This is a genomic window from Achromobacter sp. K91 (assembly GCF_003576205.1).
Taxonomy (GTDB): Bacteria; Pseudomonadota; Gammaproteobacteria; order Burkholderiales; family Burkholderiaceae_B; genus Achromobacter; species Achromobacter aegrifaciens.
The window spans coordinates 130,228-144,946 of sequence record NZ_QWFB01000026.1 but is presented as its reverse complement, the minus strand read 5'-3'; the positions used below and the strand labels follow the sequence as shown (position 1 = coordinate 144,946).

Sequence of the window (14,719 nt, the reverse complement as noted above, 5' to 3'; positions counted from 1 at the left end):
CCAGCCGAACGAGCTCTCCATGCCGCGGTAGGGGGGGATGTTTCACGTGGAACATCCGGGGATTCAGCATATGGGCGAGAGGACGAATCACTCTAGGCAGGGAATAGGGTGTTCATATACGCGGGCGACACCACGGAGATCCGACATGTTTCACGTGGAACATACCTCACTCACCCGTACTCGCATATGGCGAATTGAGGGCAACGGGCGGGTAAGCGCAAGGCAAATGGGGGCTTTGAGGAACGGTAATGCAGCAGTAAGGACGTGACTTGGCCAGATAGGTACGACGTTTCACGTGAAACATGGTGCGGCAAAGCAGTGGCACTTGCCGACATATTCATGCCTTAGAAGTCTGTGAAGCTGTTTTTTCCCGACGGCGCTTTCGGCTTTATCAGGTTCTTGCTGCGCCGAAGCATGTTTCACGTGAAACATGCAATCCCTGCCTCTATAATGAGCACCGAACGCTCTCTCTTACCTCCCCCCATCATGGACTATCCCCGCGAATTCGATGTCATCGTCGTCGGTGGCGGCCACGCCGGCACCGAAGCTGCGCTGGCTGCTGCCCGCACCGGCGCCCAGACGCTGCTGCTGACGCACAACATCGAAACCCTAGGTCAAATGTCTTGCAATCCCTCCATTGGCGGGATCGGCAAGGGCCACCTTGTCAAAGAAGTCGACGCCCTGGGCGGCGCGATGGCCTTGGCGACGGATGAGTCGGGGATTCAATTCCGCATCCTTAATGGATCGAAGGGACCAGCAGTCCGCGCTACGCGCGCCCAGGCTGACCGCGTCCTCTATCGCAAGGCCATCCGTGGCCGCTTGGAAAACCAGCCAAACCTCTGGCTCTTCCAACAAGCGGTCGAGGATCTGATGGTGGAGGGCGACCGTGTGGTCGGCGCCGTTACCCAGATCGGTTTGAAGTTTCGCGCCAAGTCCGTGGTGTTGACCGCAGGCACGTTCCTGAACGGCCTGATTCACGTGGGCCTGCAGAACTATTCGGGCGGCCGTGCCGGCGACCCTCCTGCGATCTCCCTGGGGCAACGCCTGAAGGAACTGGCCTTGCCGCAAGGACGTTTGAAGACCGGCACGCCGCCGCGCATCGACGGCCGCTCGATCAACTACAGCATCCTGGAAGAGCAGCCTGGCGATCTGGATCCGATTCCCGTGTTTTCCTACATGGGCAATGTCGCCATGCACCCGCGCCAGCTGCCTTGCTGGATCACGCATACCAACGCCCGTACCCATGACATCATCCGCGGCGGCCTGGACCGCTCGCCGATGTACAGCGGCGTGATCGAGGGGGTGGGGCCGCGTTACTGCCCGTCCATCGAAGACAAGATCCATCGCTTTGCCGACAAAGAGTCGCACCAGGTCTTCCTGGAACCGGAAGGGCTGGATACCCACGAGGTTTATCCGAACGGCGTGTCGACGAGTTTGCCGTTCGATGTGCAGCTGGCGTTGATCCATTCCCTGCCCGGCCTGGAAAACGCGCACATCTTGCGCCCCGGCTACGCTATCGAGTACGACTACTTCGATCCACGTGGATTGAAGAGCACCCTGGAAACCAAGGCGATCACGGGCCTGTACTTTGCCGGACAGATCAACGGCACCACCGGCTACGAAGAAGCGGCCGCCCAAGGGCTACTGGCTGGCGTCAACGCCGCGCTGTTCTCGCTGGAGCGCGAGCAATGGACTCCGCGCCGCGACGAGGCTTATCTGGGCGTGTTGGTGGACGACCTGGTCACGCGTGGCGTGACTGAGCCGTACCGCATGTTTACGTCCCGGGCCGAATACCGGCTTAGCCTGCGCGAAGACAATGCCGACCTGCGTCTGACCGAAATCGGCCGCCGCCTGGGAATCGTGGATGACGCCCGCTGGGATGCCTTCAATCGCAAGCGCGACGCGGTGTCCGCGGAAGTCGAACGTTTGAAATCCTCCTGGGTGAATCCGCGTATACTGCCCGCCGAAGTTGCGGAACCGCTGCTGGGCAAGGCAATTGAACGTGAGTACTCACTTTCAGATCTGCTGAAACGACCCAATGTTTCCTATGAAGCCTTGATGGCTGCCCGCAATGCCGACGGCTCGCTCCTGGCCGGCCCCGGGGTGATGGAAGACGAAGTACTGGCCGAGCAGGTCGAGATCCAGGTGAAGTACGCCGGCTACATCGACCGCCAGCAGGTTGAAGTCCAGAAGCAGATTGCGCACGAACAGCAGGCCATACCTGCCGATGTCGACTACGACGCGGTGACCAGCCTGTCGTTTGAAGTGCGCCAGAAGCTCAAGGCGCATCGCCCGGAAACCATCGGCCAGGCCGCGCGCATTTCCGGCGTCACTCCCGCTGCAATCTCATTGCTGCTAATCCATCTGAAGCGCCTGCATTACGGCTCGCGCAAGCAAGCGGCATGAGCGCGCACGCCGATACGGCCGGCGCGGACATGGCCGGCCGCCTGTCTCGCGCCTGCGAGCAACTGGGGCTGGAGGCCGATGCCGCCACGATGGCCAAGCTGCTGAACTATCTGTCGCAGATGCAGCGCTGGAACCGGACCTATAACCTCACCGCCATCCGCGATCCGCAGCAGATGCTGATCCAGCACCTGTTCGACAGCCTGGCCGCCGTGGGGCCGTTCAGCGAGGCGCTGGGCGCTTCTGGTACGCCGGCCAAGGTCTACGACGTCGGATCGGGCGGCGGCCTGCCAGGCGTCGTTCTGGCGATCATGCGGCCCCACTGGTCGGTGACCTGCGTGGACGCAGTTGAAAAGAAGACGGCCTTCGTGCGGCAGATGAGTGGCGTGCTGGCCTTGCCCAATCTGCAGGCCAGCCACGCGCGCATTGAAACGCTGACTCCGGCCGAGTGCAACATCGTGACGTCGCGCGCCTTCGCTTCCTTGGACGATTTTGCGCAACTCGCAGGTCGCCATGTACGCAACGATGGTACCCTCGTCGCCATGAAGGGCAAGGTCCCCGAGGACGAAATACAGGCGCTGCATGCGCGCGGAGAATGGCAAGTCGATCACATCCAGCAGTTGCGCGTGCCTGAATTGCAGGCCGAACGCTGCCTGATCTGGATGCGCCGTAGTCAAGGAACCCTATGAAGAACATACCCCCCAGCACCTCCGCCCGCGTTTTCTGCATTGCCAACCAGAAGGGCGGTGTGGGCAAGACGACGACCGCCATCAATCTGGCGGCGGGCCTTGCCACGCACAACCAACGTGTGCTGCTGGTGGACCTGGACCCGCAAGGCAATGCCACGATGGGCAGCGGCATCGACAAGAACTCGCTCGAGTCGAACCTGTACCAGGTGCTGATCGGTGAATCCAACATCGAGCAGGCTCGCGTGAAGTCCGAGTCTGGCGGCTACGACGTGCTGCCCGCCAACCGCGAACTGTCCGGCGCCGAGATCGACCTGGTGCAGATGGAACAACGCGAGCGCCAATTGAAGGCCGCGATCGACACGGTCGCCACGCAGTACGACTTCGTGCTGATCGATTGCCCGCCCACGCTGTCGCTGCTGACCTTGAACGGCCTGGCCGCCGCCCATGGCGTCATCATTCCGATGCAGTGCGAGTACTTCGCGCTGGAAGGCCTGTCCGACCTGGTCAATACCATCAAGCGCGTGCACCGGAACATCAACGACGATCTGCGCGTCATCGGATTGTTGCGCGTCATGTTCGATCCGCGCATGACCCTGCAGCAGCAGGTCTCCGCGCAACTAGAGGCGCATTTCGGCGACAAGGTTTTCAAGACCGTGGTGCCGCGCAACGTGCGTCTGGCCGAAGCCCCCAGCTACGGCATGCCTGGCGTGGTGTACGACCGCGGCTCGCGCGGTGCGCAGGCCTACATCTCGTTTGGCGCTGAAATGATTGAGCGCGTGAAGAAGGATCTGAAGTAGGCCACAACCATGTCCGCCGTCCCGCTCTTTTCCCAGACCGAAATGCCAGTCCCCGGTACGCCGCGCATCGATGCGCGCGACAGCCTGCGCACGCGTCTGGAAGAGGCAGCGTTGAACGCGACCGCGGTCGGCGCGCAGGTGCTTTTCGATGGCTGGCTGGTGCGGTTCGCGCCCTCGTCGGCCAAGCGCGCACGCAGTATCAATGTGCTGGGGTTATCCACACGTCCGTTGGACGAGCGGCTGGCGTATTGTTCATCGTTGTATGCGCGCCATGGCTTGCCCATGGTGCTGCGCATTACCTCCATCGGTCCCGATTTTTCCCTCGACGCCGAACTGGAGTCCCGCGGTTATACCTTTACCGACGAGACCCGAGTCATGTGCATGCCGCTCGCTCCCAGGCCCAGCGTCCGGGGCGATCTGCTTTTCAATATTGTCGATACCGGGCGCTTCGCGGCGGCGGTCGGGGCAATGCGCAACTCGGAATCCGCACACATCGCCGAACATCGGACGCGCTTGCAAGGACTGGCTGTGGATATCTCGCCGGTGCTGGCAACGGACACGGCGGGGCAGTGCGTTGCCGCGGGCCTGGCTGTCCGCGACGGTGACTTGCTGGGCCTGTTCGATATCGTCACGGACCCGGGGCAGCGGCGCAAAGGCTACGCAGCCGCCCTGATTGAACACTTGTTGGCAACAGGCGCCACCGGCGGCGCCACGACAGCCTATTTGCAGGTTGAGCCGGAGAATACCGCCGCGCGCGCCTTGTATGGCCGCTACGGTTTCAAAGACTGTTACGCGTATTGGTACCGCCTGCCCGCCGAGCAGACGGACGCCTGAGCCAGGCTCGGGATACAAAAACAGAAGGAAAGAGGATTTAATTATGGCCACCAAGAAACCCAAGGGATTGGGCCGCGGACTGGACGCCTTGCTCGGCGCCGACGCGCCAGCCATCGAGAACATCGGCAAGGCTACTGCCGCCGCCAAGCCCGAGGGTCCGCCGTCCACCTTGCCCGTCTCGAAGATGCGCGCCGGCAAGTATCAGCCGCGCACGCGCATGGACGAGGGCGCTTTGGGCGAACTGGCCGAATCGATCCGCACACAAGGCATCATGCAACCCATTCTTGTGCGCGCACTGGGCGAAGCCGCGCCCGGCCACTATGAGATCATCGCCGGTGAACGGCGCTTCCGCGCTGCGCAAATTGCGGGCCTGAAGGAAGTGCCGGTGCTGGTGCGTGAAGTGGCCGACGAGAACGCGGCCGTCATGGCGTTGATTGAAAACATCCAGCGCGAAGACCTGAATCCGCTGGAAGAAGCGCAGGGCGTGCGCCGGCTGCTGGATGAATTCGGCCTGACGCATGAGCAGGCCGCGCAAGCAATCGGCCGTTCGCGTTCGGCCACCAGCAACCTGTTGCGCCTCTTGAACCTGGCGGCGGCCGTGCAGACCATGCTGCTGGCGGGCGACGTGGACATGGGCCATGCCCGCGCGCTGCTCGCCGTTGATGCGGCCACGCAGATCCAGCTGGCCAATCAAATCATCGCGCGCCGCCTGTCGGTGCGTGAAGCCGAAAAGCTGGTCGCCAAGACCGCCAAGGAAACCGAGTCGTCCGCCGCGCCCAAGAAGAAGGCCAACGGCGTGTCGCGCGACCTGACCCGCCTGGAAGAGGCGCTGTCCGACCATCTGGGTACGCGCGTCGCGCTGAAAGTGGGCGCCAAGGAAAAGGGCCAGATCGTCATCGACTTCCATGGCTGGGAACACCTGAATTCCCTGCTCGAGCGCCAGGGCCTGTCCGGAGTAGTGGATGCCTGAGCGCGCGCTGCCTGTCATCGCGGTACTGGCGACGGGCGGCACGATCGCCGGCGCACAGGCTGACGCGACCTCCGCCGGCTACAAGGCAGGCTCGTTTTCCGTCGATGACTTGCTGGCCGCCGTGCCGCAACTGGCGAACATCGCCGAGATCCGCGCCGAGCAGGTCGCCAACGTCGGCAGCCAGAACATGACGCACGCCGTGTGGCGCGCGCTGGCGGAGCGCGTGGATGCGCTGAGCCGCGACGCCTCGGTGGCGGGCATCGTCATCACGCATGGCACGGATACGCTGGAAGAAACGGCGTACTTCCTGAGCCTGGTGATACGCCACGACAAGCCCGTAGTGATGGTGGGCGCCATGCGTCCGGCCACCGCGCTGGGCGCCGAAGGCCCGGCCAATCTGTACAACGCGGTGGCGCTGGCGCGCCATCCCGAGGCGCGTGGCCGCGGGCCGCTTGTCGTCATGAACGAAGATGTGCACTACGCCCGCGAGATCCAGAAGATCGCCAGCGCCGGCCTCTGCGCGTTCGCGTCGCCCAATCGCGGCCGCGCCGGAGTCATGCACGGCGGTGTTCCATGCTTCTATTCGCGCAACACCACGACGCATACCACCGAAAGCGAGTTTTCACTCGCATTGTTGGAAAAGGCCCGCTGGCCCCGCGTGGACGTTGTCTATGCCCATGCCAACCTGCAGGGCGATCTGATCGATTTTCTGGCCGATGCCGCCGACGGCATCGTGCTGGCCGGCGTCGGCGACGGCAACGCTACGGATCTGGCCCTTGAAAGCCTGAGCCGCGCCGCGGCCAACGGCGTGGCTGTCGTGCGGTCCAGCCGCACGGGCAGCGGCTTCGTGGCGCGCGACGTCGAACTCGATGACGCCCGTCTGGGGTTTGTTGCCGCGCGCGACCTGAACCCCCAGAAAGCCCGCATCCTGCTGATGCTGGGCCTATCCGTCACGCGCGATCCGGCTGCCCTGCAGGATCTGTTCGACCGCTATTGATGCGCGGCGGCTGGGCCGCCGCATCGCCTTGCTGAGCCAGCCCCAGGCTGGTCTTGAGCATGTCGTAGACCTGTCGTGTCAGCGGATTTATCAGGTCCGGCCTTATCCACAGGAAGTACGTCACGTCGGGCAAGGGCGGCAATCCTTCCTTTTCACCCAACACGCGCATTTCCGGCCCCAGCAGCTCCACGCTGCGCGCAGTGACGCCCAAGCCGGCGCGCAGCGCGGCCTTTATCCCCACCAGCGTCGGCGCCACATAGTTGGTGTGCCAGCGCACGCGCGCCTGTTCCAGGGCCGTGAGCGCCAGCCGGCGGAAGATGCTGGGTTCGTCGGCCAGCACCAGCGGCACTGGCGCATGCATGTCGTGCACGTAGTCGGCCGAAGCCAGCCACACTGTGGGCGAAGTGCGCAGCGCCACGCCCTCGAAGTCCTGGTCGAAGCGCGTGGATATCGTCAGGTCGAGCTCCCCGGCGCGCAGAGCGTCCATCAGGAAGGGACTGCGGTCGGTGCGAATTTCCAGTTTCACGCGCGGCGCCGAGCGCGCGATGTGCGTCAGCAGCGTGGGCAGGATCGAGTCCGCCACGTCCAGCGGCGCGCCCAGCTTCAGGTCGCCTTCCAAGGCCCGTCCTGCAGGGCGCGCAGCGCCTCATCGTTGATGGCCAGCATGTGGCGGGCATATTCCACCAGACGCCGCCCATGCGACGAAAGCACCTTGTTGCGGCCCTGCTTCTCGAACAAGGGCTGGCCGATAAGGGATTCCAGCCGCTGCATCTGTTGCGTCACGGCGGACTGTGTCTTGTGCAGGCGGTTGGCGGCTTCCGAAAAGGTGTCGTGCCGGGCGATGGCCGTCAGCGTGCGGAGCAGGTCCAGATCCAGGTTGCGCATGGGTGTGTAGAAAGTATTAGCGACGCTAATGGAATCTTAAGGCAATTTAAATTGTTCCACGCCAGCAGGGGGGATACATTCAATGGCATAACTCATGAAAATAGGGAAAACGTAAAGTGAGCAACGCACATCCTCACCAAGCCGGCATCGCTAACGCCATTGGAAATATTAAAAAAACTGTAGGAAATAAGGGGCTGAACCGAGACAGTCTCCAGGCCGTACTGGACGAGTTGATCGGCTTGGCCGGCCACACCGACTGGTGGGCAGCCGACCGCTATCCCGCGCCGGAAGACGGCGAACGCCAGGCCCGCTACCTGATCGCCGAGGATGCCGACAAGAGCTACGCGCTTTATCTGAACGTCATGCGTCCCGGCAAGCAGATCGTTCCACACAACCACACGACCTGGGCCTGTATCGCGGCCGTGGAAGGCGTGGAATACAACTACGTCTATGACCGCAGCGACGACGGCTCCGTGCCCGGCGTGGGCCGGCTCGAAAAGACCGGCACCGTGGTGGTTGGCCCCGGCACCGGCATCGCGCTGATGCCGGACGATATCCACGCCGTGGAAATCCAGGGTGACAGCGTCATCCGCCATCTGCACATGTACGGTCGCGCACTGGAAACGCTGACCGAACGCCTGGCGTTCGATCTGCAAGCCGGCACCTGCAAAGTCATGCCGATCGGCGTGCAGACGCGCCGCTGATCATGGACAAGCCCTATCGGTCCGCCACGCGCCTCCTGCGCGCCGGCCGCCCTCATCGCGGCTGGGTCAATACGCCCGTCACGCGCGCCAGCACCTACGTCTTCGAAAGCGTGCAGGCCTGGCGCGACACGCGCAGCCGCCGCGACCAGGAACGCCTGCCGTCCTACGGCGCGCGCGGCACCGATAGCACGCACGCGCTCGAAGACGCGTTGGTCGAGCTGGAAGAAGGCTATCGCGCCAAGCTGTATCCCACCGGCCAGGCCGCCATCGCCACCGTGCTGCTGGCTTACTTGCGCGCCGGGGACCACGTACTGATCACGGATGCGGTGTACGAGCCCGTGCGCCGCTTCTGCGCGGAACATCTGGCGCGGCTGAGCATCGCGTATACGTACTACCAGCCTGACGGCACGGGCATCGAAGCGCTCATCCGTCCTCAAACCCGCATGATCTACGCGGAGTCGCCGGGCTCGCTGACTTATGAGATGCCAGATCTGCCGGCGTTGGCCGCTTTGGCCCGCGTGCATGATTGCTGGCTGGCTGTGGATAACACCTGGGCCTCCGGATTGCTGCATCAACCCCTGACATTGGGCGCCGACATTTCGATCCTGGCGGCCACCAAGTATCTGGGCGGACATGCCGATGTGATGATGGGCGCGGTGATCTCCAATGCACGGGCCTGGAATGCGCTGGAGCGCGCCACCGTGGATCTGGGGCAGACCGTTGGCGCCGATGACGCCTATCTGGTGTTGCGCGGCATGCGCACGCTGCCTTTGCGCATGGCGCAGCACGCCCGCAGCGCCTTGCGTGTGGCGGACTTTCTGTTGAGCCGTCCGGAAGTGGCGCGTGTCCTGTGTCCGGCCTTGCCCGGCGATCCTTCCCACGCGTTGTGGCAGCGCGATTGCACCGGCGCGAATGGCCTCCTGACGGTGGAGTTCGCCGGCGCGGTCGGCGTCGACGCCGTCGAGCGACTTATCAACAGCCTGCAGCTATTCGGCATCGGCGCATCGTGGGGCGGTTTCGAAAGCCTCGTGATACCGGTGAATCTTGCCGCGGCGCGGTCTTTGCCGGATCCCGAGCCGCGCGGCGCCATGCTGCGCCTGCATGTGGGCCTGGAGGACCCCGACGACCTCATCGCCGACCTGAAACAAGCGCTATCCCGACTTTCTCCGTCTTCGCTGAACACCGTGATGCACCCCACTCAAGACCCGTCCGCCATCGACATCGATCCGCACACGCTCAAGCAATGGCTGCATGATGGCGCTGAAATCGCGCTGCTGGACGTGCGCGAGCATGGCCAGTATGGCGAGGGCCATCTGTTCTACGCCGCGCCCGTGCCCTACAGCCGGCTGGAAGTGGATATCGTGCGCCTGGCGCCGCGGCGCGATGTGCGCATCGCGCTCTACGACGACGGCGGCGCCGATGACACGGCGGCGCGCGCCGCGCAGGCCTTGACAGCGCTTGGGTACTGCAATGTCCATCGCCTGAGCGGCGGCATCGCGCAATGGCAGCGCGACGGCTATGCCGTCTTCGCGGGCGTGAACGTGCCCAGCAAAACCTTCGGCGAACTGGCCGAAGAAGTTTTCCACACCCCGCGTATCGGCGCGCGCGACCTGGCCGAACGCCAGCGCCGCGGCGACGACCTGATCGTGCTGGACGGCAGGCCTTATGCGGAATACCAGAAGATGAGCATCCCGGGCGGCATCTGCTGCCCCAACGGGGAACTGGCGCTGCGCGCCCACACGCTGGCGAGCAATCCGCAGACCACCATTGTGGTGAACTGCGCCGGCCGCACACGCAGCATCATCGGGGCGCAGACGCTGATCAACCTGGGCGTGCCCAATCCTGTCTACGCGCTGGAGAACGGCACGCAAGGCTGGTACCTCGAGGATCTGCAGCTTGAACACGGCGCGCGCCGCCGCTACGACGATGGCGTTGCACCACAAGACCTGCCCGCGCTGGCACAGCGTTCCGCGCGACTGGCCGAAAGCCATGGCGTGCCTACGGTGAGTGCGCAAGCGGTGCAAGCATGGTTGCGCGACAAGAATCGCAGCACCTTCCTGTGCGATGTGCGCAGCGCCGAAGAGCACGCCCAAGGTTCGCTGCCCGGTGCGCAGCACACGCCTGGCGGCCAGTTGATCCAGGCCACCGACCAGTACCTGGCCGTGCGCGGCGCGCGCATCGTCGTGTTCGATGCCGAAGGCGTGCGCGCGCCGGTGGTCGCCAGCTGGCTGCGGCAGATGGGCTGGGACGCCAGCGTGCTGCGAGAAGGCGTGCAGGCGCATTTGGACAACCCTGTGGAAAAGGCGCTGGCGCCGCAATTGCCCTTGCTGGATGATGCGCAGCTTGCAGCCGCGCGCGCGCAGGGCGCGCAGCTGATCGATCTTCGTCCCAGCATGCGCTATCGCGCCAGCCATATTGCAGGCGCGCGCTGGTCCATTCGCCCGCGTCTCGCCAGCCTGCCCCTGGACGCCACGCGTCCGGTAGTGTTGCTGGCCGAGGATGCGGCCCTGGCCGCCTGGGCCGCGCAGGACTTGCGGGCGCTGGGAGTGAACGACATCCATGCCAACACCGGAGATCCCTCCGGCTGGGCCGCGCAGGGCATCGCACTGGCGTCCACGCCGGCCGAGCCCGCCGACGCCGACTGCATCGACTACCTGTTTTTTGTGCATGACCGCCACGACGGCAACAAGGCCGCCGCGCGCCAGTACCTGGCCTGGGAGACCAATCTGGTCAAGCAGATCGACGAACGCGAACTGGCGGGCTACCGCTTTCCGGCCCGCTGACACCGGAGCCGCCGCGCTCGCCTGATCCGGCCTCGCGGCACAGCAGACGCATCAATCCGAAAAGTACGCCCCGGCCTGCACGGCCGGGGTGCGGACGGTTCATGCCGAACCGGAATGCAAAGGACGGCCGAGTATCCGGCCGCCAATCACAAGGGGAACTCAGATGAAGCACCATGCATCGCACATACGCAAGGCCGCTGCCGCGGCGCTGGCCGGTTTGTTGTGGGGGACTGTCGTCCACGCCGAGGCGCCCGCGCCTCTACCCGACTATCCCAAGCAGGCCATCACGGTCGTGTCGCCGTTTCCTCCGGGGGGCGGTAATGACGGCGTCGCACGCCTGATCGCGCAGGAACTGGGCGCCATCACGGGCCAGAGTGTGGTGGTGGAAAACCGCTCGGGCGCGGGCGGCAACGTCGGCACGGCGCAGGTGGCGCGTGCCAAGCCCGATGGCTATACCCTGGTGATGTCGCAGACCAGCGTCATGGCCGTCAATCCGCGCCTGTACAAGAACGTGGGCTTTGATCCCGTCAAGGACTTCACGCCCATCTCGCAGATCACTTCCGCGCCGCTGGTGCTGGTGGCGCGCAGCGAGGGCCCGTACCGCACGCTGAACGACTATCTGGACGCCGCGCGCAAGCAGCCCGGCGTGGTCACCTATGCGACGCCCGGCAACGGCACCATGAGCCATCTGATGGGCGCGCTGCTGTCGCAGAAGGCCGATGTGAAACTGGTGCATGTGCCGTATCGCGGTGCAGCGCCCGCCATCACCGATCTCATGGGAGGCACGGTGGACATGTTGATAACTTCACCGGCCTCGGCCGAACCCATGGTCGCCGCCGGCAAGCTGCGCATCCTGGCGCTCAGCCACGAGAACAGCATCGGCATCTTCAAGGGGGCGCCCACACTCAAGCAGGCAGGCATGGAGGGCATTACCGCCGATGACTGGTACGGACTGTTCGCGCCCGCCGGCACCCCGCCCGAGCGCATCGCCTACCTGGCGCAAGCAGTGGGGCAGGCGATGAAATCGCCCGCCGTGATCGCCAAGATCAACAGCGGCGGCAGCTGGGCGGTGGGCAGCCAGCCCGCCGCATTCAAGACGCGGCTGCAGGAAGACACCGTGTACTGGGCCGACATGGTGAAAACTGCGGGCGTGTCGCTGGACTGACGCGTGGCCGACGCTTGCGCTACACCGCCAGGATTTTGCCGACGGCGGATTTCAAGGCGGCGTAGGCGGGCGACTTCTGCGCGCTGGTGTTGGTGACCAGATGGTCGATGCGGTCCGCGCTGCAGTACGACACGCGGCTGCACAGGCCGATCTTGCTGAAGTCGGCCAGCAGCACCAGCTGCTTGGCGCTTGCCGCCATGGCGCGCGCGACTTCGGCTTCGCGCAGGTCATAATTGGTGGCGCCGAATTCGGCGTCCACGCCTACCGGAGACAGCAGCGCCAAGTCCGCGCGATACCGGTGGATCTCGGCGATTGTGATGTCGCCGGCCGTGGCGCATACCGGGCCGCCCACGGAGCCGCCCAGCATGATGAGTTGGTTCGCGCCGTTGCCGGCCGCGCCCACCTTCAAGGCGACGTCGAACGAGTTGGTGATGACGGTCAGGCCCGACAGCTTGGCCAGTTCGTCGGCCAGCACGCTGGTGGTGCTGCCGGCGTCCAGGAACAGGGTCTGTCCGCTGGATACCAGCCCCGCGGCCGCGCGCGCGATGGCGCGCTTGTATTTGACGCGCGTATGCACGCGTTCCGCGATGGGCGGTTCGCTGTGTACCGGCACGGCGCCGCCGTGCACCCGGCGTAATTCGCCCATGGCCTCCAGTTCCAGCAGGTCACGCCTGACTGTTTCCCTCGACACCCCTAGTTCGCCGACGATACGGTCGGTCGATACCTGCTGCAATGAAGACAGCAGGGCGCGGATTCTCTGATACCGCTCTTCTTGCCACATGTCCGATGTTTCCTAATCTATGTCCGGCGCCGCGCGGCTGCGGCGATCAGCGCGCGCAATGCCAGCAGGGAGCCCCCCACGACCAGCATGATAAGGGTTGAATAGGCGGCAGCCTGCGAGACGAACCCCGCTTCGTCCAGGCGCAGGACGGAAACGGGCGCCACGCTCACGGATGGCGTGACCAGGAAGATCACCGCTGACAGCGTCACCATGGACCGCATGAACAGGAAGAAGAACACGCCGAGCACGGTCGGGCCGATCAGCGGCAGCACCGCGTCGCGCAGCACCCGCAGCGTGCCGCCGCCCAGGCAGCTGACCGCCTCCTCCAGCGCCTGCGGCACGGCGCGCATGCCGGTCATCATCGTCAGGAAACCCTGCGTGTGGTAGTGGTAGAAGTTGCACAAGGCAATCAGCGCGGCGCTGCCATACAGCGCATACAGCGGCGTGCCGGGGGCGTTGAAGGCGAAGATGTACGACAAGCCCAGCACCAGGCCAGGAACTCCCACCGGCAGCACCGAGACCAGGTAGACCAGCTTGGCCCACGCGCGCGGAATGCGGCACACCCCGAAGCTCAGGAAGAACAGCAGCAGTACGCCGCCGCCTGCCGCCGCCAGGGAAAGGTACAAGGACGTCCAGAGCGGCGTGTAGCCGCCGCTGACCGTGATGTCGTAATGCTTCAGCGTCCATTCCATGCGATAGGGCCATAGCCGCATGAAGCTGGCGAAGATCACCGTGGCCACGGTCAGGATGATGGTGCCGCTGGCCAGCAGCACGCCGGCGGTGAACGCCGCATCGCGTCCGCGAGCCGGCTGCGGCGTGACCCGCAATCCGCTGGGCGAGGCCGAGCCGAACTGGCGCTGCGAGGCGACGCGTTCGATCTGCACCGAAATCAGCGAGGGCAGCAACAGCAGGATGCCGACCACCGAGCCCATGCCGAAGTTCATCTGTCCGGATACCTGGCTGTAGATCTCCGTGGCCAGCACCCGGTAGTTGCCGCCGATCACGGCGGCGTTGCCGAAGTCGGTAATGGTGATGACGAACACCACGAAGGCCGCGCTCAAGAGGCCGAACTTGCAGTTGGGCAGGGTGATGTCGAAGAACTGGCGCGAGCCGGACGCGCCCATGACTTCGGCCGCGTCGTAGTAGCGCGCGTCCATGTTGCGCAGGGCCGCCTGCAGGATCAGCACGGCCTGAGGCAGGGCGTAGAACACGTTGGAGATCAACAGGCCCCAGAAGCCGTAAATATCGATTTCCCAGCCTGTCCAGCGGTGTACCAGCCCGTTGCGCCCCAGCAGGAAGATGAGCCCCAGACCCTGCACCAGCGAAGGCGCCAGCAGCGGCAGCACCAGCGCCAGCCGCACGGCGGCCTTGCCGCGCATGCAGCTGCGATCCAGGCCATAGGCGATGGCAAAGCCCAGCCCGACGCTCACCACCGTGGTGGCGGTGCTCATGACCAGGCTGTTGAGCGTGGCAGTGAGCACGCCGCGCGTGGCGAAGACCTCGGCATAGTTGCCCAGGCCGACCGAGCCGTCTTTCTCGACCAGGCTGCGCCACGCCACGGTCGCCAGCGGATAGAGGAAGAACAGCGCCAGGCCGGCAAGTGGGATGCCGACGCAGCTCCACAGCAACACGCGGTCGGCGGACCAGGGGGCGCGGCCGGTTGGCGCCGCGATGGCCGGGCTGGCGTGGGCGGCGCTCAAGCGGCGGCTCC

11 protein-coding genes and 2 pseudogenes are annotated in these 14,719 nt (G+C 64.9%); 10 read left to right on the top strand and 3 right to left on the bottom strand.

What is annotated here, in order from left to right:
• Positions 1-486: 486 nt before the first annotated feature.
• The 6 genes from mnmG to DXK93_RS07835 are packed head-to-tail and all read left to right on the top strand — an operon-like array spanning position 487 to position 6,690.
• The gene (gene mnmG / locus DXK93_RS07860) at positions 487-2,406 is read left to right on the top strand and encodes a tRNA uridine-5-carboxymethylaminomethyl(34) synthesis enzyme MnmG (protein WP_054455843.1); all 1,920 of its coding nucleotides are present in this window, start codon (positions 487-489) and stop codon (positions 2,404-2,406) included.
• Positions 2,403-3,092 (top strand): 16S rRNA (guanine(527)-N(7))-methyltransferase RsmG, encoded by a 690-nt coding sequence (gene rsmG / locus DXK93_RS07855; protein WP_119449765.1) that lies wholly within the window; start codon positions 2,403-2,405, stop codon positions 3,090-3,092. Before mnmG ends, rsmG begins: the two co-directional genes overlap by 4 nt.
• On the top strand, positions 3,089-3,889 hold the full coding sequence (locus tag DXK93_RS07850; protein ID WP_054455845.1) for a ParA family protein: 801 nt from the start codon (positions 3,089-3,091) through the stop codon (positions 3,887-3,889). The genes rsmG and DXK93_RS07850 overlap by 4 nt, the downstream gene beginning before the upstream one ends.
• A 9-nt stretch (positions 3,890-3,898) precedes the next feature.
• Entirely contained in the window at positions 3,899-4,723 is an 825-nt protein-coding gene (locus DXK93_RS07845; protein WP_119449764.1) for an N-acetyltransferase, read from the top strand.
• Positions 4,724-4,766: 43 nt separating this feature from the next.
• Positions 4,767-5,693: a ParB/RepB/Spo0J family partition protein gene (locus DXK93_RS07840; RefSeq protein ID WP_119449763.1), complete on the top strand. Its 927-nt coding sequence runs from the start codon at positions 4,767-4,769 to the stop codon at positions 5,691-5,693.
• Complete coding sequence (locus DXK93_RS07835) at positions 5,686-6,690, top strand: asparaginase (RefSeq protein ID WP_119449762.1); 1,005 nt, start codon at positions 5,686-5,688, stop codon at positions 6,688-6,690. The genes DXK93_RS07840 and DXK93_RS07835 overlap by 8 nt, the downstream gene beginning before the upstream one ends.
• On the opposite strand, the pseudogene DXK93_RS07830 reads toward DXK93_RS07835, so the two are convergent.
• A pseudogene (locus tag DXK93_RS07830) lies at positions 6,644-7,575 on the bottom strand (LysR substrate-binding domain-containing protein). The gene DXK93_RS07835 and the pseudogene DXK93_RS07830 overlap by 47 nt on opposite strands.
• A gap of 116 nt (positions 7,576-7,691) precedes the next feature.
• Between DXK93_RS07830 and DXK93_RS07825 the strand changes: the two are divergent.
• The 4 genes and pseudogenes from DXK93_RS07825 (at position 7,692) to DXK93_RS07810 (ending at position 12,227) form a co-directional block, all read left to right on the top strand.
• A complete protein-coding gene (locus DXK93_RS07825) occupies positions 7,692-8,279 on the top strand; it encodes a cysteine dioxygenase family protein (RefSeq protein WP_119449761.1) in 588 nt (195 codons plus the stop codon).
• A gap of 2 nt (positions 8,280-8,281) precedes the next feature.
• A pseudogene (gene metC, locus DXK93_RS07820) lies at positions 8,282-9,427 on the top strand (cystathionine beta-lyase); the annotation flags it as partial.
• 39 nt (positions 9,428-9,466) lie between these two features.
• A complete protein-coding gene (locus DXK93_RS07815; protein ID WP_119449923.1) occupies positions 9,467-11,062 on the top strand; it encodes a rhodanese-like domain-containing protein in 1,596 nt (531 codons plus the stop codon).
• 163 nt (positions 11,063-11,225) lie between these two features.
• Complete coding sequence (locus tag DXK93_RS07810) at positions 11,226-12,227, top strand: tripartite tricarboxylate transporter substrate binding protein (protein ID WP_119449760.1); 1,002 nt, start codon at positions 11,226-11,228, stop codon at positions 12,225-12,227.
• Between the two features lie 19 nt (positions 12,228-12,246).
• Here the strand turns inward: DXK93_RS07810 and DXK93_RS07805 are convergent, their stop codons facing one another.
• Both DXK93_RS07805 and DXK93_RS07800 read right to left on the bottom strand, forming a co-directional pair.
• A complete protein-coding gene (locus tag DXK93_RS07805) occupies positions 12,247-13,008 on the bottom strand; it encodes a DeoR/GlpR family DNA-binding transcription regulator (protein WP_054455856.1) in 762 nt (253 codons plus the stop codon).
• Positions 13,009-13,025: 17 nt separating this feature from the next.
• Complete coding sequence (locus DXK93_RS07800) at positions 13,026-14,708, bottom strand: ABC transporter permease subunit (protein ID WP_119449759.1); 1,683 nt, start codon at positions 14,706-14,708, stop codon at positions 13,026-13,028.
• Positions 14,709-14,719 lie beyond the last annotated feature (11 nt).

Excerpts from the sequence above, each read along its gene's own strand:
- DXK93_RS07840 (WP_119449763.1), top strand. The coding sequence starts at position 4,767 with ATGGCCACCAAGAAACCCAAGGGATTGGGCCGCGGACTGGACGCCTTG.
- mnmG (WP_054455843.1), top strand. The coding sequence starts at position 487 with ATGGACTATCCCCGCGAATTCGATGTCATCGTCGTCGGTGGCGGCCAC.
- DXK93_RS07805 (WP_054455856.1), bottom strand. The coding sequence starts at position 13,008 with ATGTGGCAAGAAGAGCGGTATCAGAGAATCCGCGCCCTGCTGTCTTCA.
- DXK93_RS07815 (WP_119449923.1), top strand. The coding sequence starts at position 9,467 with ATGCACCCCACTCAAGACCCGTCCGCCATCGACATCGATCCGCACACG.
- DXK93_RS07810 (WP_119449760.1), top strand. The coding sequence starts at position 11,226 with ATGAAGCACCATGCATCGCACATACGCAAGGCCGCTGCCGCGGCGCTG.
- rsmG (WP_119449765.1), top strand. The coding sequence starts at position 2,403 with ATGAGCGCGCACGCCGATACGGCCGGCGCGGACATGGCCGGCCGCCTG.
- DXK93_RS07835 (WP_119449762.1), top strand. The coding sequence starts at position 5,686 with ATGCCTGAGCGCGCGCTGCCTGTCATCGCGGTACTGGCGACGGGCGGC.
- DXK93_RS07845 (WP_119449764.1), top strand. The coding sequence starts at position 3,899 with ATGTCCGCCGTCCCGCTCTTTTCCCAGACCGAAATGCCAGTCCCCGGT.
- DXK93_RS07850 (WP_054455845.1), top strand. The coding sequence starts at position 3,089 with ATGAAGAACATACCCCCCAGCACCTCCGCCCGCGTTTTCTGCATTGCC.